The 20,800-nt window shown below is 58.1% G+C and carries 16 protein-coding genes; 13 read left to right on the forward strand and 3 right to left on the reverse strand.

Features of this window, described 5'->3' with window-relative positions; genetic code table 11:
- Nucleotides 1-13 precede the first annotated feature (13 nt).
- A complete protein-coding gene (locus RIKMI_RS0108125) occupies nt 14-1,345 on the reverse strand; it encodes a site-specific integrase (protein ID WP_027291206.1) in 1,332 nt (443 codons plus the stop codon).
- Nucleotides 1,346-1,366: 21 nt separating this feature from the next.
- A complete protein-coding gene (locus tag RIKMI_RS0108130; RefSeq protein WP_027291207.1) occupies nt 1,367-2,665 on the reverse strand; it encodes a site-specific integrase in 1,299 nt (432 codons plus the stop codon).
- A 281-nt stretch (nt 2,666-2,946) separates the two neighbouring features.
- Between RIKMI_RS0108130 and RIKMI_RS0108135 the strand changes: the two genes are divergently transcribed.
- From RIKMI_RS0108135 to RIKMI_RS0108155, 5 genes are all read left to right on the forward strand, one after another.
- Nucleotides 2,947-3,513, forward strand: coding sequence for a hypothetical protein (locus tag RIKMI_RS0108135; protein WP_027291208.1), 567 nt, complete (start codon nt 2,947-2,949; stop codon nt 3,511-3,513).
- Between the two features lie 65 nt (nt 3,514-3,578).
- Nucleotides 3,579-4,250 (forward strand): hypothetical protein, encoded by a 672-nt coding sequence (locus tag RIKMI_RS0108140; protein ID WP_027291209.1) that lies wholly within the window; start codon nt 3,579-3,581, stop codon nt 4,248-4,250.
- A 39-nt stretch (nt 4,251-4,289) separates the two neighbouring features.
- Nucleotides 4,290-4,958, forward strand: coding sequence for an outer membrane beta-barrel protein (locus tag RIKMI_RS0108145; protein WP_027291210.1), 669 nt, complete (start codon nt 4,290-4,292; stop codon nt 4,956-4,958).
- A 15-nt stretch (nt 4,959-4,973) separates the two neighbouring features.
- Nucleotides 4,974-5,435, forward strand: coding sequence for a lipocalin-like domain-containing protein (locus tag RIKMI_RS0108150; protein ID WP_027291211.1), 462 nt, complete (start codon nt 4,974-4,976; stop codon nt 5,433-5,435).
- Nucleotides 5,436-6,008: 573 nt separating this feature from the next.
- Nucleotides 6,009-7,817 carry a leucine-rich repeat protein gene (locus RIKMI_RS0108155; RefSeq protein ID WP_027291212.1) on the forward strand — a complete coding sequence of 603 codons (1,809 nt, stop codon included), beginning with the start codon at nt 6,009-6,011 and terminating at the stop codon, nt 7,815-7,817.
- 67 nt (nt 7,818-7,884) lie between these two features.
- Here RIKMI_RS0108155 and RIKMI_RS0108160 read toward each other — a convergent pair whose 3' ends face one another.
- A complete protein-coding gene (locus tag RIKMI_RS0108160; RefSeq protein WP_027291213.1) occupies nt 7,885-8,691 on the reverse strand; it encodes a 1-acyl-sn-glycerol-3-phosphate acyltransferase in 807 nt (268 codons plus the stop codon).
- 943 nt (nt 8,692-9,634) lie between these two features.
- On the opposite strand from RIKMI_RS0108160, the gene rsmH reads away from it, so the two are divergent.
- The 8 genes from rsmH (at nt 9,635) to RIKMI_RS0108210 (ending at nt 20,497) form a co-directional block, all read left to right on the forward strand.
- A complete protein-coding gene (rsmH, locus tag RIKMI_RS0108170; protein ID WP_027291215.1) occupies nt 9,635-10,543 on the forward strand; it encodes a 16S rRNA (cytosine(1402)-N(4))-methyltransferase RsmH in 909 nt (302 codons plus the stop codon).
- 221 nt (nt 10,544-10,764) lie between these two features.
- Nucleotides 10,765-11,556 carry a 3'-5' exonuclease gene (locus tag RIKMI_RS13475; RefSeq protein ID WP_245584951.1) on the forward strand — a complete coding sequence of 264 codons (792 nt, stop codon included), beginning with the start codon at nt 10,765-10,767 and terminating at the stop codon, nt 11,554-11,556.
- Nucleotides 11,528-12,733, forward strand: a complete 1,206-nt coding sequence (locus RIKMI_RS0108180; protein ID WP_027291216.1) for a class I SAM-dependent rRNA methyltransferase — start codon at nt 11,528-11,530, stop codon at nt 12,731-12,733. The genes RIKMI_RS13475 and RIKMI_RS0108180 overlap by 29 nt, the downstream gene beginning before the upstream one ends.
- Before the next feature lie 255 nt (nt 12,734-12,988).
- Nucleotides 12,989-13,759 (forward strand): hypothetical protein, encoded by a 771-nt coding sequence (locus tag RIKMI_RS0108190; protein WP_147288493.1) that lies wholly within the window; start codon nt 12,989-12,991, stop codon nt 13,757-13,759.
- 103 nt (nt 13,760-13,862) lie between these two features.
- Nucleotides 13,863-14,825, forward strand: a complete 963-nt coding sequence (mnmL, locus tag RIKMI_RS0108195) for a tRNA modification radical SAM protein MnmL/YtqA (RefSeq protein WP_027291218.1) — start codon at nt 13,863-13,865, stop codon at nt 14,823-14,825.
- Between the two features lie 113 nt (nt 14,826-14,938).
- Entirely contained in the window at nt 14,939-15,478 is a 540-nt protein-coding gene (locus RIKMI_RS14340) for an FtsL-like putative cell division protein (RefSeq protein WP_051214434.1), read from the forward strand.
- Between the two features lie 9 nt (nt 15,479-15,487).
- The gene (locus RIKMI_RS13485; RefSeq protein ID WP_084135232.1) at nt 15,488-17,680 is read left to right on the forward strand and encodes a penicillin-binding protein; all 2,193 of its coding nucleotides are present in this window, start codon (nt 15,488-15,490) and stop codon (nt 17,678-17,680) included.
- A 1,368-nt stretch (nt 17,681-19,048) separates the two neighbouring features.
- A complete protein-coding gene (locus RIKMI_RS0108210) occupies nt 19,049-20,497 on the forward strand; it encodes a UDP-N-acetylmuramoyl-L-alanyl-D-glutamate--2,6-diaminopimelate ligase (protein WP_027291219.1) in 1,449 nt (482 codons plus the stop codon).
- The last annotated feature ends 303 nt before the right edge of the window (nt 20,498-20,800 follow it).

The raw sequence follows: 20,800 nt of genomic DNA on the forward strand, positions 1-20,800 counted from the left end.
AACAGGGAAATTATCAGTCCAGAAGGTTTACCAGTTCCTTCTTCATCTCGTCGTCAATCTTCCGGTACCGGGCAAAGGCACGGCTGCCCTCCGAATGTCCCGACATGGAGGCTATCAGGTTCGGGTCCTTGACCTGCCTGTAGAGGTTGCCGATGAAGGTCTTGCGTGCCGTATGGGTAGATGCCACCTCGTACAGGGGTCTTGCCACATCCTCCCTTGTCTTGGGGTCGAGTACTATGACCTTGCGGTCGATGCCCACATACTTGAGTATCTCCTTTATCTTCTTGTTGTAGCCGAAGTGCGAGAACCGGGGGAGCAGGGCGTTCTCCAGATCCTTGTAGCGTTCAAGTATCTCCCGTGCCTTTTGGTTGAGCGGTACACGCACCGTATTGGCATGCTCCATCTTCGTCTTCTGCGGGATGTACTCCACGAAACCGTCCACGATATTGGCCTTGGTCAGCCTGTTCAGGTCGCTCACGCGGCATCCTATCAGGCACTGGAACATGAAGATGTCACGGTAGACCGGGTAGGTAGTTCCCATGCCGCTCAGGTCTGCATAGTACACCTTGTCCCGCTCTTCGAGTGTCAGGTAGAACGGGTCGCCGTACATCGGCCGGGCAATCTGGTACTGGTCGAAGGGGTTGTTCCTTGTCAGTCCGCGCTTGATGCACCACTTGACGACGGTGCGGATGCGGTAGAGCGACCCTGACATGCTGTTCTCGGAACGCTTCTGCCCGACATCACGGTGCTTCTCGTTCCGGTAGAATACGGGATACATGTCCACATACCTGTATTCTTCCTGCATCCACAGTTTGAAGTCCCTGATGTCGTCCGCCGTAATGGTGTCGATGCAGAGGTGGAAGCCCCGCTGGTGCAGCACTTCGTGGCGGAAACGCTCGTAGCGCAGCACCTTGTTGAGATTGTCGAGATGGTGTTTCCGGCTTTCGTCCGCGAGCGGTGTTTCCTCGATGTATTTCCGTATCTGGTACGAGAGCAGGTACTCGTCGGCTTTGTTGCCGCCCCTTGCGTTGATGTTGGGATGGTGGTATTCCTCTATCAGGCTTTTGAGCCAGTTGCCGTCCACGCCCCGGTGGTACTCTTTCGTTATGAGGTGGGTGATCTGCTGCACGTCCTTGTCGAAGGCCATCTTCTTCTCCTCCGACACCAGAACCACGCGGGGCTTGTAGCCCTGCCGTTCCGGGCTCCAATGGTTGGGGTTGATGGACAGTTCACTTGCGGCCTTGATGTCCACACCGCCGATGTCACGGACACGGAAATAGACCCGTGCCTGGTCGGTGATGTTGTTCTTGGCGGCGGTCTTCCGGATGAATGCGGTCACTTTCATATGTATGTCCTCCTTTCTGTCTTAGTCTATCATTTCCACAAGCCTGCGCTTCATGTCATCGTCTATCGTGCGGTAGCGGCTGAACGCCCTGCTGCCCTCCACATGCCCCGACATGGAGGCGATAAGGTTTGGGTCGGGCACCTGCCTGTAAAGATTGCCCACGAAGGTCTTGCGTGCCGTGTGGCTGCTGGCCACCTCGTACAGGGGCTTCTGCACGGTGTTGTAGCCGTGCGTGTCGAGGATGGTGACCATCCTGTCTAAGCCGCAACGCTTCAGCAGCTCCCGTATGCCGAGGTTGTAGGTGTGTATCTGCTTGAACGGGAACAGCCTGTCGGCATTGGCATCGTAGCGTTCCAGTATCTTCAACGCCTTCTCGTGCAGGGGTACCCTGACAGTCTTCGCCTCGCATTTCTTCGTCTTCTGCGGCATGTATTCCAGAAAACCGTCCTTGATATTGTCCCTCGTGAGCCTGTAAAGGTCACCCACGCGACAGCCGACATAGCAGTGGAACACGAAGATGTCACGGATGACGGCCAGCTTCGGGTTGTCGTTCAGGTCTGCGTCATAAAGGATGTTTCTTTCTTCGGAAGTGAGGAAGAACGGGTCGCCGTAGGTAGGCTCCTTACAGCCGTAGAGGGCATAGACCTCGTTGTCGGAATACCTCATCTTCTTGCACCAGTGCAGGAAGGTGCAGAACAAATTCATGATGTTGATGACGGTCGTGCCGGAAAGCGGTCTCGGCCTGTGGTTGATGAGCAGGCGGGGAGCGTAGAAGTCGAGATGTTCCTGCCGCAGCAGGTATTCGTTCACCACATAATCCCGGAAAGCGTTCATTTGCTCCAGCGTGACGGTCTCCACGAAGAGGGTGAAGTCCGCCTCGCCCAATATCTCCCGGCGGTAGTCGTGGTAGCGGGTCATCTTGCGCTCGAAGCGGACGATATGCTCCTTTGTTCTCTCCGCACCGTCAAACTTCTCCAGATACTCGTGGACACGGGCGAGCAGGTTCGGGTGGTTGCGCTCGAAGGCGCGAATAGGGTACAGCACATCCTCTATGACTTGTCTCATCCACCGGCTGTCCGCCTTGTCCGAAAAGGTCTTCTCCGCCCGCTCGATGATGGCGGCAATCTGTTCCGGCAGCCGTTTCTGCTCGGCGGCGGGCACGGCTGTCGTGCGCCTGTAGCTGAGGGTATCGGTGTCCCAATACCTGTCCTGCACTTCAAGTGTGGAAACGACCTTTATGTCCACATTTTTATCCCTGACCCGGAAACAGATGTTCGAGGTCTCTGGGGAGCACTTTTTCAGATAGACGGAAACTTTCATCTGCATCGCTTTTTGAATCACACCGCAAAGGTAAATAAATTCCCGTATATGTTCCCATATATCCCGAAGAAATCTGCAACGAATTAAGACAAATTAAAAAGTCTTTCCCGAATCTGATACCGCATAAAATGCAGTATATCAACTGTTATATTTGCACTTGTTTAGCTCTTTTTTTCATTTCGGGCTGTATCAGACTTCCCAAATATCATATATTGCAGTTCCACACTTTCTTTTTGTGTTATCGTCTCAGGAGTCGGGCGATCCGAAAATCAAACAAATCGATGAAATTTTTACGTTCGGCAGTCGTGTCGTTGTTGGCATTGGGCTGCGTGTCTCTGGTCTCTTGTTCGAAAGAGGACGGGAAAGGCTCCGGCGAACCCGGCGGCTCGTTTACAGTCGATGGCAAAGCTTACAAAGTGGCGAAAGCCTACATGACTTATTACGGAGAAAAGGGGGCGGCAGAGAATAGATGGGGGCATGTCGACCTTTGGTTCGATTTCGACGAATCCGGCAATCAAGAAAGCGGAGTCGAGTTGGATTTTGCAGTGCCGGAAGGGGCTGCGAAACTGACGGCCGGCACTTATCCGTACGATATGGACGGAGATACTCCGGCTCCTTGCTATATCGACGGAGACGTTTGGGATGACGACCTCGACTTGAGCGGCACGATCGCGAAAGGGCGCGTTATCGTTTCCGTGTCGGGGGATACTTATACCATCCGTTTGGAAAACTGCATCATCGAGTCCGACTACTCTTCGGCACAAATCGGAACGATATCCGGTTCGTATACGGGGCCGTTGCTTTACGAAGACAAAACGGGTACTGTGTGGTCGGCGAAAATACGCTGAATCCCGGTTGTATCTGCAGTCGGAGAAATAATCGCATCTTTTTAACTCACCAAAAATTTTACAGTATGAAAAAATCGGTTCTGATCGTATGTCTGTCGGCATTCGCCTGCTCTCAGGCATTCGCGCAACGCGCGGTCAAGACGCTTTCGGCCAGCAAGTTGGTCGACGTGCAGCAATACCTCAAACAGACCGAGTCCATCAAGCTCGAAACCGCCCACGAAATGCTCGTGACCCCGTTGGTCGCCTCGGTCAAAGTGCTGACCAAAAACAACGACGGTAAGACAGTCGAACGCAGAACGTTTACCGGGACGGCCCGCCAGGACGTACCGGGTAGCTTGGCCGGCAACGAATACCTGGTTCAACTCCCGCAGGGCAAATGGGTCGGGGAATTTTACGAAAGGGAACTGGATAAACTGAAAGCGCAGGTCATTTACGACTTTTGCCGCGAAACCGGAGCCGACTTGATCGTCCTGCCGCAGTTCAACATCCGCCCCAAAACGCAGCTGGTCGATGCGATCGATGCCGACGGGAATACCGTTCGCAGCGAACAGCCCGTCGAACATAACGGCAAGTATGTCATGATTGTCGAAGCGGTCGGTTTTCCCGCTGTTTACACCGGATTCCGTGAAGGTACGCCGACGGACGAATGGATCAAGCGCGTCTATAAGATGGGGCAAAACGATCCTGAAAATAAACAAATCCGTAGCGAGGCAGAGATTGCTTCCGTGAAAAAATAAAACCGTTTTCACAGAAAACTTACTAAACAATAATGCCATATGAAAAAGTTATTTATGCTGATCGTATGCGGCCTGCTGGCCGCCCCTGCCGCGACGTTCGCGCAGAAAACAGTCGTTACGGAAATTAACCGCGAGAAAAAGTACGAAACCAAAGAACTGAAAGTCTGGTATCAGGGCGAACTGAACATCGGTTTCGCCACCGGCGGCAAACTCAAGGACGAAGACGGCGACAAATACAAGACCGATTATTCGCGTCCATTGCTCGAAACCGTCCATGGGGTGCGGATTACCAAATACGGTTTCGTGGGGCTGGGTATCGGAGCGCAATACGCTTTCGGCAAGATGGATCCGGATTATGAAGATTCCGATAACTGGAATACGCTGATGCTTCCCGTATTCCTCAACCTGAAAGGGTATTATCCGGTTTCGGAAAACTTCGCGCCGTACATATCCGTCAGCCTCGGCAGCAGCATCTGCGCCGCTTCGGACTACAACGATTCGGGTTCCAGCCGTTACGACAGTTGGGAAAACAAACTCAAGGGCGGTTTTTACGGCGAGTACGGAATCGGTTTCAACTACAAGAAACTGAATTTCGCATTCGGATTGCAGTCCCAGACGCTCAAAACCGAATATACGTACAACGGCGATACGGAGTCTTATAAAGACAAAATCAATTCGTTTTTCGTAAAAATCGGTCTTAAGTTCTAATCCACGGATTCGGTTATGAAAAAATCCCCTATTCTGCATACTCTTCTGGTCGGTATGGCCGCTTTGCTGCTGTGCGGCTGTTCGGATTCCAAGAAAGGCGACGGCGGGATCGATCCGAGCCAATTGGTCGGGAAATGGCTCCTGACCTCGGAATACGACGAATGGGTGGAGAACGGCAAAGTCGTCGGAGAGTACGATCCCTATGACTTCGAGGACAGCTATTACCTGGAATTCCGTAAGGACGGGTACGCGGCCGACCGGACTGTCCGGGGTAATATCTCGCAGGCGCCGGTCGATGAATACCGTTATGTTTTCGACGAAGAAGACAATCGTATCTATTGGCCGGACAACGATGGTTTCTGGGATACTGCCGTTTATGTCGAAAAATTGACCTCTTCGGAGCTGGTGCTGGTTTCCTATTATATGGAGGACGGGCAACGGCTCGCTGAAAAATCGATTTACAAAAAGGTGTCCTGAGTTCCAGCCGGGCATCGGTTGCCTGTTGCGGGAGGGTCGATTGAAATCGGCCCTCCTTTTTTGCAACCGGTGATGGCGACGTTTCCGGTTTTTGTCGGACAGCCGGGTGGGCGGAAAGTCAGGCGTGCCGACGGCATAAAGCAGAGGTGTTATTTTAAAGATAAATTACCCCGAAGGGGTCGATGATCTTCCCGACCGGTTCTGCGGTGCCGTTCGGCACCGCAGCTTGGCACGAATCAGGAACGAAAATGTCTGAAAAACAGGCAAAAAGGTAAAATGGGGTAAAGTCGTGTAAGGTTATGCTGAAAATAGGTGATTGTGCCTGGAGGCATATCCTGCGTCGTGTTCCGTATTTTTCGCTTGCCGGGTATTGGGGAAACGAATATTTATATTTATATATTTGTATCGCCGCCGCGTAAGCGGCGAACCCATCCGGAAGTGTTTAGCTTGCGTCTCCGGCCGGAAGCCCGGTATTTTGCCGGTGTCCGTGCCCGCACGAACTAACGGCTCCGCACTTTCCGCGCAAAACGAATCCGCTTTGGAGCCGGGCGGGTAAATTTCTTTCACACATCGATGAATAAACCGTTTACTTTGCTTGCGGCGGCACTGGTCTGTCTGCTGGCGGCTTGTAGCCAGGAGAAAGGCCCGAAAAACGACGGGCCGGTCAAACTGGACGATCCGAAAGACTTCAATAAAGAGTATTATGCGGACGATTCGGGCAGCGGCATCAGTTTCACGGCCGAAGCCGACTGGACGGCATCGGTATCGGCGACGAGCAAGGCGGCCGCCGAAGACGATACGTGGATCGACATCGAACCCAAAAGCGGGGGAGCAGGCCCCAACGTGCTGACCGTAACTTTGCAACCGAACATGACGGGTAAAACCCGCGAAGCCTCGGTGGTGATCCGTTGCCTCGGCCAGACGACCACTTTCGTCGTGCGGCAGGGCGCCGCGACCCAGAGCGGCGAAACGCCGGGCGTCTATTACCGGATCAACGGCAGCGGCGAATGGACGACCGATCTGAAAGGCAGCGGCAGCGAACCGGTGATCATTCAGTCGCTGGAGATCGAAACGCGCGGTGGGGCCGTGCTGACCGAAGAGATCGTGCGCCAGCTTGCCGAGAAGCACCTTACGTCGCTGGATATGGGCCGTGCCATGTACGAAACGCGCGCATTCCCGAACAATACCGACCGACCGGACGAGGCTGTCCAATTCTCGACTCTCCAGTCGGTCGTGCTGCCGATGAACGTATCGACGATCGGCAGCAGGGTTTTTGAATCGGCTCCCCTGACCGGAATCGACCTGTCCCGGATCGACACGATCGGTTTCGCTGCTTTCCGGAATTGCCGCGATTTGACTGCGGCGGAGTTCGCGGTCGGTCTGCGCAGCATGGGCGAGAGCGCATTCGAGGGTACGGGGCTGGCGGAGGTCGCCCTGCCGGAAACACTTACGGCGGTCGGCGCCTGGGCTTTCCGGGGCAGCGCGCTGCAGGCGCTGACGATTGCCGAGGGGAGCGATACGCTCTGCATCCGGAGGGAAGCTTTCGGGGAGTGCCAGTACCTGCGCGACCTGAACTTCGGGAACCGGGAAATACACCTCCAGTTCGGCGCTTTCTCCGGTTGTGTGGATTTACGGGAGGTAGACCTGACGAATGTTACCGAGCTCGGCGACGCGGCTTTCAGCGGCTGCAACCTTTTGACCCGGGCGAATGTCGCCGGGGCGACTACGATCGGCTCTTCGGCTTTTTATAAATGTACGGCGCTGACCGACGTTAGGTTCGGCGATAAATTGACGGAACTCGGCCACGCGGCCTTCGGCGGGTGCTCCGCGCTGAAGACCGTTTACCTGCCTTCCAGTCTTGAGATTATCGGTCAGGCTGCTTTTTCGGGCTGTGCGATCGAGTGGATCGAAATCCCCGAAAATGTCCGCGAGATAGGCTCGTATCCGTTCGAGGGGTGCGACAATCTGCGGAACGTTACGTTCAAAACGGAAAAATTGACCCGGATCCCCTCTTATTTCCTCAATGGCAATCTGAATGTAGTTTCGATCGAACTGCCCGAAAGTGTCGAAGAGATCGGTAACAGGGCTTTTCTCAGTTGCGAAAAATTGTACCAGATTTTTCTGGGCAGCCGGGTGAAGTCCATCGGGGGATATGCGTTGGCCCACTGTTACGACTTGCAGTCGATCGTTTGCAAGGCCCCGACGCCGCCGGAATGTTTCGATGGGAATGTCTTTTTCAATACCGGATTCAGCCACGGAGAGGTCCCGAATGTCTTGTATATCCCGATCGGCACGTCGGCGGCTTACGAGAATGCTGCCGGTTGGAGTACGCTGAAAGGTAAATTCCTGTTCCAGGAGGACGATATGACGTCGGCAGAATAGATAGCGAGGTTCTGAGAAAATAATCGGGCGGATTTCGGAATACGATTCCGAAATCCGCCCGGTTCGTTTATTTTTTCGACGGTTTCATCGCGTAGGCTTTTGCCCGGATGATTTCGACCCACTCTTTCGTCGTGTGTTCCTGGGTCAGCTCCACCGGCTCGCCGATGTAGATGTCCAGGTGCTTGCCTTTCTGGTCGAACATCTCTTTGGGCAGCAGCGCTGTCCCTAAGTTCAGTTTGATGCCGAGGGCTTTGCGCAGTCGCTCGAACCGGTAGAAGAACATCGAATTCCGCCCTTCGATATAGACCGGAATGATCAGTCGTCCGCTTTCCCAGGCTTTCTGCACGAAGTTGCGCCGCCACGGAGGATCGGCGATCCGGCCGCGTATCAGCCGCGAACACAGTCCTGCCGGGAAGGTGACGACCGCCGCGTCGCTCTCGTACATCTCCACGAGCCGCCGGGCGTAGTCCGTGCTTTGAGCGCCGTATTTATTGACCGGCACGAAGATCGGCGCCAGCGGTTCGAGGTTCATCAGCAGGTCGTTCACGATCAGCTTCACTGACGGGACGTGCGGTGCCACCGCTTCGGCCAGCATCAGGCCGTCCAGCCCGCCCAGCGGATGGTTCGAGGCGAAAATCGCGCGCCGGCCCTGCGGAATATGCTCTGCGCCGTGCACGGTATAGGTCACGCCGATGTATTCCAGGGTCGAGCGGATGAACTCCATCGGCGGCTGGTCGCCGTAGTGGGCCAGCACGTAGTTGATTTTTCGGAGCCGTACCAACCGTTCGACCCACCGGATGACGAAACCGGGCATCCATCTGGCCAGCTGCGGATTTTTGGCCCGCAGCAGGCGGCCTATGTCTATGGTTTCCATATCGTACCGCAAAAGTAAGCATCCCGCCGGATTTTACCAATGGCCGGCACGGTCGGTTTTGTTCAGTCGTCTGTGCTTTTTGGGGGGCTGCTGCGGCCGGTACAGAGGGAGCCGGTGTATTGTACCGGGCGGATAGGCGGGCTGAAAATCGCTGAAATCGTCGGATGCGCTTGTGTGCTTATCCACAGCCGGCCGTTAGGCGCCTGTCGGACCGTTTTTCGTCGTCCGGCGGGGATTCCTTGCGCAGGGGCGGTCCGGAGGTCGTTAAAAAAATGTAACTTTACCCCGGTTTAATCCGGCTGGAGTGCCCAGCGGCACCGGGCTGGCCGCTACGCGGAACTTTAATTTTAACCTACGGTTTGTAGGTTATGCGATTCTTCCGAATCGCCGGCTTTCGCGCCCAAGCCGCTTTGCGACTTCGGGGGTGGGCGCAAAGCCGATAAATGAGATAATTGAACAGTAGGTTTAAAAAGTATTTCTACGGGTCAAGGCTGCCGACCCGGGAATGTGCGATTTTCCGATCCGACGGGAGTCGGGAGCGGGGAATCGCATTCCCGGCGACTTTTTTGTCTCCTTTTTTGGTCGCGCAAAAAAGGAGATGCCCCGCCGGCATGAGGCGTCCGGGGAAGCCGGTGCCCTCGCGGCAGGAGCGAGCGAAGAAAAGATAAACGCCCGTCGGCGAAAAACAGTACATTTAAACCTACGGTTACATGGCCGGGACAGTTGCGACCTTTAGGTCGCGCGGGCCGGACGCCTCCTACGGGAGGCCCGCAATAAGGTCGCAAGCGTCCTCATTGCACACCCTCCCGGGCGTCCGACCCGCCCGCTGGCGCGGGAACATTATTTTAACCCTACGTTTGAATTTCAATCGTTTCCGGTTCCTGCCCGTTTCGGGTAAAACCGAATATAGGTATCCTGACCCATTGCAGTATCTTTTTCGAATATGTCCGAGTATCACGACCCCGTTCTGTTGCGCGAAAGCGTCGATATGTTGAATGTCCGTCCCGACGGCGTCTATGTGGACGTCACTTTCGGCGGCGGCGGACACTCGCGCGAAATCCTTTCGCGGCTGGGCCGGAAAGGGCGGCTCGTGTCGTTCGACCAGGATGCGGAGGCGCTGGCCAACGCCCCGGACGACAAGCGGCTTATTCTGGTACATAATAATTTCCGGTTCCTGCGCGGTTGCGTGCGTGCCGCGGGATTCGACCGGGTGGACGGCATACTGGCCGACCTGGGAGTCTCGTCGCACCATTTCGACACGGCCGAACGGGGATTCTCATTCCGTTTCGACGGCCCGTTGGATATGCGGATGAACCGCACGGGCGGTACGCGTACGGCGGCCGATGTGGTGAATACCTATGAGGCGGAGCAGCTGGCGACCCTGTTGGGACGGTACGGCGAACTGGACAAATGCTTCCGGGTGGCGAACGCGATCGTCCGTTATCGCGAAGCGAAAGGGCCGGTTGAGACGATCGGAGGCCTGCTGGCCGCGACGGAGAACGTGACGCCGAAAGGGGGCGAATCCAAGTTCCGGGCCAAGCTGTTCCAGGCGCTCCGCATCGAAGTGAACGGCGAGATGCAGGCCCTGGAGATGATGCTCGCGCAGGCGATCCGCCTGCTTGCGCCTCTCGGACGGCTGAGCGTCATTACCTATCATTCGCTGGAAGACCGGATGGTCAAGAATTTCATCCGCAGCGGCACGCCGGACGGCCGGGTCGAGAAAGATTTTTTCGGACGGGCTTCGGTGCCTCTCCGGGCGGTCGGGAAAGCGATCCTGCCTGCGCCGGAAGAGGTCGGACGCAACCCGCGTGCGCGGAGCGCGAAACTGCGGGGGGCGGAAAAGGCGGAGTAGGTCGGCGCAATCCGGAAGCAACCGCCGGAAAAAACGGTTCGGTTCCGCGGGGCCGCCGGATATTTCGATCGCCGAGGATAGTGCGGGCCGAAAAACGGATGCAGGGTGGAATCGAGGCATATCCCTTTGCCGGATAACGCGCCGAACGTTTCCGTAATCATAGTCCCCGGTTGCATAAAGCCGTATAGGGGTGCCGAAAAATAATCGTACCTTTGCCGCGTATGTATCAGGCGACCATCACCAACGACGAAATCAACGAGATGCCCGTGGGACATTTTCCCGGGCGCGTGCTCGTCGTGGACAGCGAGCAGACCATGCGCGAGGCCGAAGCGGTGCTGGAAGGCGCCACGCTCGTGGGGTACGATACCGAGACGAGGCCTTCGTTCCAGAAAGGGACGAAATACGGCATGGCGCTCGTCCAGATATCGACTGCCGATACCGCCCTGCTGTTCCGGGTCAAGCTGATGCCGCTTTCCGAAACCGTGCGGGCCGTGCTTTCGTCTCCCGACGTGATCAAAGTCGGCGCCGCGATACGCGACGACATCCGGGGCATGCACAAAGTGGCCGAATTCCGGCCGGCCGGCTTCATCGACTTGCAGGCCGTGGTGCGGCGCTGGGGAATCGAGGAGCTGAGCGTCAAGAAAATGGCCGCCATCGTGCTCGGTATCAAAGTTTCCAAGGCCCAGCGGCTCACTAACTGGGAAGCCGTGAGGCTGACCGAACCCCAACAGGATTACGCGGCCATGGACGCCTGGGTCTGCCGCGAGATATACCTTCGCCTGAGGGCCGACAATGCGGCCCTGATGGACGAGGCCGAAAAGACATTGCTCCGGCAGCAACCCGAGGGCGAGATCCCTTCGAAACGTAAAACGCAGTCCCGACGCGGAGGACGTCGCGGCGTGCCGCGACGGTATCGCCGCCGCGAGCCGGCTGCCTCAGGGGGCGTCGCAGAAACCGCCCCGAATCCCATTCCCGAAAAACCACATGGTAACACTGACCCTGCGGCGCGGTAAGGAAGAGTCCCTGCTCCGCCGCCATCCCTGGATATTTTCAGGTGCGATCCACAGTACCGACGGCACTCCCGAAGAGGGCGACGTCGTCGAAGTCCGTACCGCTTCGGGCGATTTCATTGCGCGGGGGCACTGCGGTATCGGTTCGATCGCCGTGCGGGTGCTTACGTTCGACGAGGGGGAGCCGATCGACAGCGCGTTTTGGGAGCGGCGCATCGCCGAGGCTTACCGCGTGCGCGAAGCGCTGGGGCTGACCGCCTCCGCGCAGACCACCTGCTACCGGTTGGTACACGGCGAAGGCGACGGCCTGCCGGGGCTGGTGGTCGATATTTACGGTTCCATGGCCGTGACGCAGGCCCATTCCGTGGGGATGTACCTCGTGCGGGACGAGATTGCGGCGGCGTTGAGGAAAGTGTACGGCGACCGGCTGACTGCCGTCTATGACAAAAGCGCGGGCACCGTCCCGCCCAAGAGCGGCATCGGGGCCGTGGACGGCTACCTGTGGCGTTCGGACGCCGCAGTGCCGGCGGAAGATGCCGTGCTGGAGGGCGGCAACCGCTTCCGTGCCAACTGGGAAGACGGCCAGAAGACCGGTTTCTTCATCGACCAGCGCGAGAACCGCGCCCTGGTGGCCCGGTACGCACGCGGACGGCGGGTGCTGAACACGTTCTGCTATACCGGCGGGTTCTCGGTCTATGCCATGCGGGGCGGGGCCGCGGCGGTGGATTCGGTGGACAGTTCGGCGCGGGCGGTGGCATTGGCCGCAGACAATATGGAACTGAACCTGCCCGCTTCGGCGGCGGATTTCAGACACCGCGAGATCGTTTCGGATGCCCTGGAGTTCGTGCGGAACATGCCGCAGGACGCTTACGACCTGGTGATCCTCGACCCTCCGGCGTTCGCCAAACACCACAAAGTGCTGGGAAACGCCTTGCAGGGCTACAAACGACTCAATGCGGCGGCGCTTTCCCGGATGCCCGCGGGCGGCATCCTGTTCACGTTCAGTTGTTCGCAGGCGGTCTCGCGCGAACAGTTCCGCACGGCGCTCTTCAGCGCGGCCGCCGTCGCCGGTCGCCGGGTACGGATTTTGCACCAGCTGACCCAGCCGGCCGACCATCCGGTGAATATTTATCACCCGGAGGGGGAGTATCTGAAAGGATTGGTACTCTACGTGGAATGAGGAGGCCTGAGGGGGCGCATTCCGCGCGGCCCCGGCGGAAACCGTGTCCCGCGTAATAAAGAACATAAGTATACCGTTTATCCAGAGTCGGGCGATGATCTCCCGAATCGGCTATGCGGTGCTTACGCAGGCCGGGGCGGGCGCGGGTCGAAAGACGATCGTCGGGCACGCCGATAAACGGGCTAAAGTCGTATATATTTGCCTGAAAATTTCCGCTGCCGTATGATAAATACGGAGCAAAGCAACCGCACGAATATGAAAACCCGGATATGGATAGCCTGTCTGTTCGCCACGCTCTTGTGGCCGCTCCCGACGGAAGCGGCGCAGCGCATACGAGCCAGGCCCGTGCTCAAGGCCGATAAGGAGTATAACGCCATATTGCTCCACGTGGCCCAGCATTTCGTGCTGACCATTCCGGACGGCAGAACGGTGGACGATATCGGTTACGCCATCCGGTGTACGTTCGTGATCGCCCCCGACGGGGCTTTGCGCGAACTGGAGATCGAAAACGACATGGACGGCTGGACCGGGATGTTCGAAGGTTCGGCCGCCCGGCGTACCGAAACGTGGCTCCGCAACGCCGTGCTGGACGGCATGAATGCCGTTCCGCCGTTCGACATGAGCCAGATACGCGCCTCCAAATCGGCCAAAAAGCGGACGGTGGTCTTTTCGTTCGGCCGTACCGGGGCGGGACAGTCCACCGATATTCCGTTTATGGGCTTCAATTCCGACATCGTGGACGCCAACCTGAACCGGTCGTTGCAGGAACAGTTGCAGGCCGCCCGGGAGGGCAAGCCGGTCGGCGAGACTCCGCGGCTGGGCATGACCCGGCAGGAGGCCGAACGCCGTTACCTGAACGGGAACAAAGCCTGGACGGGTTTCACGGAGGACAATATCAAGTCCACGATGAAACCGAAATACGACCCGTACCGGAACAGCCCGCCGCCGGTCATCAGGACGCAGCCGAAACCGCCGCAGCCGAACGATTCGATTCCGAAAATCGACATCGCAATTTCGTTGCAGTAAAAATAGCAAGAGCCGGCTTAAAGCGGTTGCCGGAATGGTTCCGGCGGCATCTTCGAGCAGGCTCCGAGCGAACGGGGGCTTTCATTCCGCGTTATTCCGATTTATGCCCGAAATTCAGCAGACATACCCGTGGGGCGATTGCCGCCGCTTCAACAGTTATTCCGCCTATTTCCGCCGGTTGTTCGGCGGACGGGTGCAGAAAGTCGCGATCGACGCGGGATTCACCTGCCCCAACCGCGACGGCTCGGTTTCGTCGGGCGGCTGCACGTTTTGCAACAACGACGCTTTCAGCCCTTCGTACAGCCACAAGGGTTACTCCGTGGCCCGGCAGATCGAAGAGGGCATCCTGTTCCACCGCAACCGCTATCGGAAGGCTCAGAAATACCTGGCCTATTTCCAAAGCTACTCCAATACGTACAAACCTTTGTCCGAACTGCGCGCGATATACGGGCGGGCGTTCGGCCATCCGGATATCGCGGGGATCGTGGTCGGCACGCGGCCCGACTGCGTGGACGAGGCCAAACTCGATTATTTCGCGGAGCTGGCCGCACAGGGCCGTTATGTGATGATCGAGTACGGGATCGAGTCGGTGTACGACGAAACGCTCCGGCGCGTGAACCGCGGGCACGATTTCGCGACGGCGGTACGGGCCGTGGAGATGACCCGGGCGAGGGGGCTGCACTGCGGGGCGCATTTCATCCTGGGTTTGCCGGGCGAAACGGACGGGATGCTGGTGGAACAGGCCGGAGCGATCAATGCCCTGCCGCTGGATACGGTCAAATTCCACCAGTTGCAGATTTTCAAAGGTACGCCGATGGCCCGCGATTATGCGGAACATCCGGAGGATTACCGCTTCTGGCCGCTCGATGCGTATATCGATCTGTTCATCAGCCTGCTGGAACGGTTGCGGCCGGAACTGGTCATCGAACGTTTCGCGGGCGAGGCGCCGCCGCGCTACCACCTGACCCCGTCGCCGTGGGGGCTGGTGCGCAACGAACGGTTGCTCCAGCTGCTGGAACGGCGGCTCGAAGAGCGGGACACATGGCAGGGGAAACGCTTTTTCTGAACGTTTCGCGGGGCGGCGGTCGGCTTTTGCCGGGCATGACCCCGGGCGGATGGCGATTCCTGTGCTTTTTTAGCAGGTTTCGGCTCTCCCGATAAACCGAAAAAGAGGTAATTTTGCAGAAACTACCGGACAAGAACCGCATGCTGTTCCGCAAACGACATAAAATCGCCGGGCAGGAGGCCGGATGGGAACCGGAACCGCCCGCGGTGCCGGCGGCTGTATCCGACGAGGATGCCGCGCCGCCCGACTGGCGCGAACCCGATGCGCCGCCCAGTCCCGAAGAATCGCCCGATCCGGCGGAATCCGTACCTTCGGCGGACGGGCAGGTCCCGCGCAGGAAAAAAGGCATCCGCATCGGCCAGTTTTTTACGGGCGGCGTATTGTCGCAGGACGAATTCACGCGGCGGCTGCCGGTTATCGTTTACGGCGTCTTCCTGATGTTGCTCTATATCGCCAACGGGTTCCATCTTCAGCATAAACACAGCGAACTCGACCGCATCGCGGACGAACTCAAACAGCTCAAGACCGAGGCCGTTACCTCTTCCGCCGTGCGGATGACCCTGACCCGCCAGAGCGAAATAGAGCGGTTGCTTCGGGAACGCGGCATTCCGCTCGTACAGGACGGCGCTCCGTCCCACGTCATCGAAGACTGATTTTTCCGCATGAACCCGACCCCGCCTTCCATACCGCCTTCCGGCATGCCCGGCCAGCCGCAGCGAAGCCCCATCAAGGAGGCGATCCTGCGGCGGGTCAAGGTATTGTACGTCCTGTTCCTGCTGTTGGGGCTGGCCGTGATCGGACGCGTGGTCTGGTTGCAGGCCGGGACCGAAGGGGAGACCCTGCGCGACCTTTCGGACAAGTACAGCTACCGCACGGAAATCATCGATGGGGCGCGGGGCGATATCTATTCCGACGACGGGCGGCTGCTCGCCACCTCGATTCCTTATTACGAGCTGCGCATGGACATGGCCGCGGGAGGGCTGACGCCGGAACTGTTCGCCCTGAACGTCGATTCGCTGAGCCTGTGCCTGGCCCATTTTTTCAAAGATAAGAATGCCGCCGAATACAAAGCCGAGTTGGTCGCGGCGCATGCCGAAAAGAAACGCTACCATCTGATTACGCGCCGCAAGGTCAATTTCCTGGAGTTGCAGCAACTCCGAAAATTTCCCTTGTTTCGTCTGGGGCCGAACCGGGGCGGGTTTCTCGCCGTCGAAAACAACCGGCGTGTCCATCCGCACGGCTCTCTGGCCCGGCGCACGATCGGTTTCGTGAACCAGTCGGGGGTCAGGCTGGGGATCGAGGGCGGTTTCGACGAATACCTGCGCGGACAACCCGGACGGACGCTGAAGCAGAAGATTTCGGGAAGTTTCTGGACGCCGATAGCCAGCGACCAGAACATAGATCCGGTGGACGGTTACGATGTGGTGACCACCCTCAATATCGAGATGCAGGACATGGTGCAGAGCGCTTTGCAGGAGTGGATCGTCGAAGCCGAGGCCGACTGGGGGTGTGCGGTCGTGATGGAGGTGGCCACGGGCGATATCAAGGCGCTTTCGAACGTCACGCGGCGGGCGGACGGCACGCTGGTCGAGGATTACAACTATGCGATCGGGATGAGTATGGAACCCGGTTCCACGTTCAAACTGGCCGGTCTGATCGCTTTGCTGGACGATGCGCACATGTCGCTCTCCGCCTCTGTCGATACGGAGGAGGGGAAGGTGCAGATCGGGCCTGTGAAAGTCGTGGATTCCCATGCCGGAGGTTTCGGACGGCTGACTTTGCAACAGGTGTTCGAGAAGTCGTCCAATATCGGGATGGCTAAAGCGGTGAACCGGGCCTACGGCAGCCAGCCGGCGCGGTTCGTCAATGCGATCAACAGGCTGGGGATCCACAAACCGTTGGAATTGCAGCTGGCGGGAGAAGCCCGGCCGCTGGTCAAGCACCCGGCCATGAAGAACGGTTGGGACGGCACCACGCTCACGATGATGTCTTACGGTTATGCGGTGCGGCTGGCTCCGATCCATACGCTGACGCTCTATAATGCGGTGGCCAACGGCGGCGTGATGGTCAAACCGGTATTCGTGCGGGAGTTGAGGCAGCACGACCGGACCGTGCGCAGTTTCCCGACCGATACGCTGAACCGGGCGATCTGTTCGCAGGCTACGCTGCGCGGGGTGCAGCGTTCGCTCGAAGGGGTGGTGATGAACGGTACGGGCCGGATGCTCCGGAATCCCCGGTACCGGATCGCGGCCAAGACCGGCACGGCGCAGGTGGCTATCGGCAGGCACGGCTATACCAACAGCGCGGGCGGGCGGCATTACCTTGGTTCGATGGTGGGTTACCTGCCGGCCGACAAACCGAAATATTCGATTATCGTGGCGCTGAAGACTTACCATCCGGCGGGTTCCAGGAATCCGTATTACGGAGGGTCGTTGGCCGGGCCGCTGTTCAAGACGGTGGCCGACCGGGTTTATGCCATGCATTATAATGTGAATAACCGCGTGGTCACGAAGGCGCAGGTTTTCGACCCGACGCTGAAAGCGTTGCCGGGACCGGCCGCGCCGTTGGAGGGGTTGCTGAAAGATCTGGGCATAGCCGGCGCGCCGCGTATTCCGCAGGAGGGAACGGTGGCGATCGACAGCGGCGGACGGGTCGTTACGCCGACGCTCATGCCGGTGACGGCGGGTGTGCCGGAATTGAAAGGATTGACGTTGAGCGAGGCGCTGGAGACGGCTGAAAGCGTCGGACTCAAACCGAAATTCACCGGTATGGGAACTGTCGTCGCCCAATCGATCGAAACGGGAACGCCGTTCGAACAGGGTGCCGAAATTTTGATTACCTTAGGGCATAATTAGTAAGGTGACTATGTACGACTTTATTCAAAGCCGTGTAATGATCTCCCCGACCGGTCCTCCGCTCAGGCGGCTCCTTTGGGGCGATACGGACCCTCGCAAACTCGGTGCGGTCTCCCGGGTGTCTGCCCGAAATGAATAAAATCGTACGGTTTAATACCATAAATATCAGCTTTGCGCCCACCCCATCGGAACAAGCTCCCGGTCGAAGTACCCGGAGGCACCGCGAAAGCCGGCGATTCTGATGAATCACACGAACTAAAAACCGTACAATTACCCGTGGATATGGATTTCATCGTCCGGAGCCAGCGAGGGCAAGACCGAGTTTCGCGAGTGTTGCAGCCGTTAGCTTCGCTTCGCTCGTTGTCCTTCTCGCCGCTCGGCCATTCGTGCGAGCCCGATGGCTCTCGCTGGCAGTGTCGGTTCGCCGGGGTGGCTCCGGGCTGATATCGGGAGAACTTTACATAAAATCGTACGTTAAAACTAAGTTTCCGCGTTAGCGGGCGGGCCGGACGCCTCCCCACGGGAGGCCCGCAACCCTCGCACGCTCGGGGCGGTCTCCCGGACGTCCGACCCGAATGAAAAATAACCGTAGGATTAAACTGTTTTACCTATTCGGCTTTGCGCCCACCCCCCGAAGCGGCGTAGCCGCTTGGGCGCAAAAGCCGGCGATTCTGTCGAATCGCATCAATAAAAAACCTACGGTTAATTTCTATAATTGTCGGCCGGAGCCAGTGGGGCCGCAACAAGCACCGCGCCGTTGCAGGCCTACGCCGGGGGTGGCTCCGGCCTGACTAAGGGAGAACATTATGATTAACCGTAGGTTTAAAAACTCCTTTTTCCAGCGTCTTACTTTGTACCCGAAGTATGATAAAGGCTGATAACCCGGGCATGTGTGCTTTTCCGTTCCGACGGAAGTCGGAAGCGGGGAATCGCATTCCCGGCGGGTTTTTTGTCTCCTTTTTTGGTCGCTCGAAAAAGGAGATGTCTCGCCGGCATAAGGCGTCCGGAGAAACCGGTGCCCCGTGGCATGAGCGGACAAAGAAAAATAAACACCTGTCAGCGAAAGACATACGGTTAAAACTACGGTTATTTGTCCGCGCAGCGGCCAGTTCGGAATTACTTTTTGGCTCCGTCGGCACACGAATCGGACCGTAGCTGCCCTTGCTCTCCCGGTCCCGGGCGGCTCGTAAGGAAATGTTCGGCCCGCCCGCTGGCGCGGAGAGTTATTTCGAACCGTACGGACCGGCATACGTTTGGCGGAATCGGCACAGGCACGGTACGATTTCGAGTGTCGATACCGGCTCCGGACGGCGGAAGTGCGACGGAGAGCGACCCGCCGAAGTGAAACGAAATTTACTTTGTAATGATATGATACATATTTTCGACGAGCTGCCCGATGCCAGGATCACCGGGCCTCAGCGGCCGGGTATACGGTGCATCCAGTTCAATTCGCGCAAAGTCGGGAAAGGCGATCTGTTCGTGGCCGTGCGGGGTACGAAAGTGGACGGACACGACTATATTCCGGATGCCGTGGCGCAGGGAGCCGCAGCTATTGTTTGCGAAACGCTGCCGGCGGGCGATCTGGAACCGGATGTCAGCTACGTGCTGGTGAAAGACAGCGCCGAGGCGCTGGCATTGCTCGCCTCGGCCTATTACGGGCATCCGAGCGAAAAACTTCGCCTGGTGGGAGTGACGGGGACGAACGGAAAAACGACGGTCGCCACGTTGCTTTACGACCTTTTCACCGCGTTGGGACACGCCTGCGGATTGATTTCGACAGTGGTATACCGCGTCGGCGACGAGCGGATCGAATCGACCCACACGACGCCCGACCCGCTGACGCTCAACCGGCTGATGGCGGAGATGATCGAAGCCGGGTGCGATTACTGCTTTATGGAGGTCAGTTCGCACAGTATCGTGCAGGAACGTATCAAAGGGCTGAAATTCGCCGGGGGCATCTTTACCAACATTACGCACGACCATCTCGATTATCACAAGACTTTTGCGGAATATATCAAAGCGAAACAGCTGTTTTTCACCGGCCTGCCGAAAGAGGCGTTCGCGCTGACCAATATCGACGACCGCAACGGCGAAGTGATGCTCCAGAATGCCAACGTATGCCGCAAGGCGGCCTATTCGCTGCGGAACGTGGCGGATTATCACGGCCGGATCGTGGAGGAGCACCTGGACGGCATGGAGATCGAAATGAACCGGCAGCAGGTTTGGGTGCAGTTCATCGGGCGGTTCAACGCCTATAACCTGACGGCGATTTACGGAGCGGCGATGGAATTGGGTCAGGATTCGGCCGAAGTGTTGAGGATCATGAGTACGCTGCGGCCCGTGAGCGGACGTTTCGAACAGGTACGGGCGGCAGACGGACGGCTGGCGATCGTGGATTACGCCCATACGCCGGACGCGCTGCAGAATGTGATCGACACGATCAACGAACTGCGTAAAAAAGAGGCTCAGTTGATTACGGTGGTGGGCTGCGGCGGCAACCGGGATACGGCCAAACGGCCGGTGATGGCGCGTGTGGCGGCCGACGGTTCGTCGCGGGTGATTCTGACGTCGGACAATCCCCGCTTCGAGGATCCTCAGGCGATTCTGGACGAAATGCGGGCCGGGCTCGATACGGGACAGATGGCCAGAACGCTGACGATTTCCGACCGTCGGGAGGCGATTCGCACGGCGGCGGCGTTGGCGCGTCCCGGAGACATCATTCTGGTGGCGGGGAAAGGGCATGAACCGTATCAGGAGATCGCGGGAGTGCGGCACCATTTCGACGACCGCGAGGAGGTTACGGCGGCTTTCGCCTGAGTGGCCGGCCCTTCTTTCCGCGGACTTGTTCCACCGTACCGCCCGGCATACCTGCCGGGCGGTCATGGTATGATCCCGCAAATCCGGTCTCGTAGAGCCGATTGTAAATCCTGCGTTTTGTATGGGCGGGCGTTGCCTTCTGCGGGCACAGGCCGGTAATTCGCCCGGCTCGTCGCGTTTCCGCAGGGTACCGACCCGTAAAAAGGCATGTGCGGTCGGCATGGAACAGTGTACGCACGGAACGAGGGGAGGTGCGGACCGTCAGGCCTGCCGGGAAAATGAGGCGTTCCGCCGGATGTTGCG

The organism is Rikenella microfusus DSM 15922 (assembly GCF_000427365.1).
GTDB lineage: Bacteria > Bacteroidota > Bacteroidia > Bacteroidales > Rikenellaceae > Rikenella > Rikenella microfusus.

Bases quoted from the DNA above. Each gene is read 5' to 3' on its own strand.
- RIKMI_RS0108125 (WP_027291206.1), bottom strand. From the start codon at position 1,345: ATGAAAGTGACCGCATTCATCCGGAAGACCGCCGCCAAGAACAACATC.
- RIKMI_RS0108130 (WP_027291207.1), bottom strand. From the start codon at position 2,665: ATGAAAGTTTCCGTCTATCTGAAAAAGTGCTCCCCAGAGACCTCGAAC.
- RIKMI_RS0108135 (WP_027291208.1), top strand. From the start codon at position 2,947: ATGAAATTTTTACGTTCGGCAGTCGTGTCGTTGTTGGCATTGGGCTGC.
- RIKMI_RS0108140 (WP_027291209.1), top strand. From the start codon at position 3,579: ATGAAAAAATCGGTTCTGATCGTATGTCTGTCGGCATTCGCCTGCTCT.
- RIKMI_RS0108145 (WP_027291210.1), top strand. From the start codon at position 4,290: ATGAAAAAGTTATTTATGCTGATCGTATGCGGCCTGCTGGCCGCCCCT.
- RIKMI_RS0108150 (WP_027291211.1), top strand. From the start codon at position 4,974: ATGAAAAAATCCCCTATTCTGCATACTCTTCTGGTCGGTATGGCCGCT.
- RIKMI_RS0108155 (WP_027291212.1), top strand. From the start codon at position 6,009: ATGAATAAACCGTTTACTTTGCTTGCGGCGGCACTGGTCTGTCTGCTG.
- RIKMI_RS0108160 (WP_027291213.1), bottom strand. From the start codon at position 8,691: ATGGAAACCATAGACATAGGCCGCCTGCTGCGGGCCAAAAATCCGCAG.
- rsmH (WP_027291215.1), top strand. From the start codon at position 9,635: ATGTCCGAGTATCACGACCCCGTTCTGTTGCGCGAAAGCGTCGATATG.
- RIKMI_RS13475 (WP_245584951.1), top strand. From the start codon at position 10,765: ATGTATCAGGCGACCATCACCAACGACGAAATCAACGAGATGCCCGTG.
- RIKMI_RS0108180 (WP_027291216.1), top strand. From the start codon at position 11,528: ATGGTAACACTGACCCTGCGGCGCGGTAAGGAAGAGTCCCTGCTCCGC.
- RIKMI_RS0108190 (WP_147288493.1), top strand. From the start codon at position 12,989: ATGAAAACCCGGATATGGATAGCCTGTCTGTTCGCCACGCTCTTGTGG.
- mnmL (WP_027291218.1), top strand. From the start codon at position 13,863: ATGCCCGAAATTCAGCAGACATACCCGTGGGGCGATTGCCGCCGCTTC.
- RIKMI_RS13485 (WP_084135232.1), top strand. From the start codon at position 15,488: ATGAACCCGACCCCGCCTTCCATACCGCCTTCCGGCATGCCCGGCCAG.
- RIKMI_RS0108210 (WP_027291219.1), top strand. From the start codon at position 19,049: ATGATACATATTTTCGACGAGCTGCCCGATGCCAGGATCACCGGGCCT.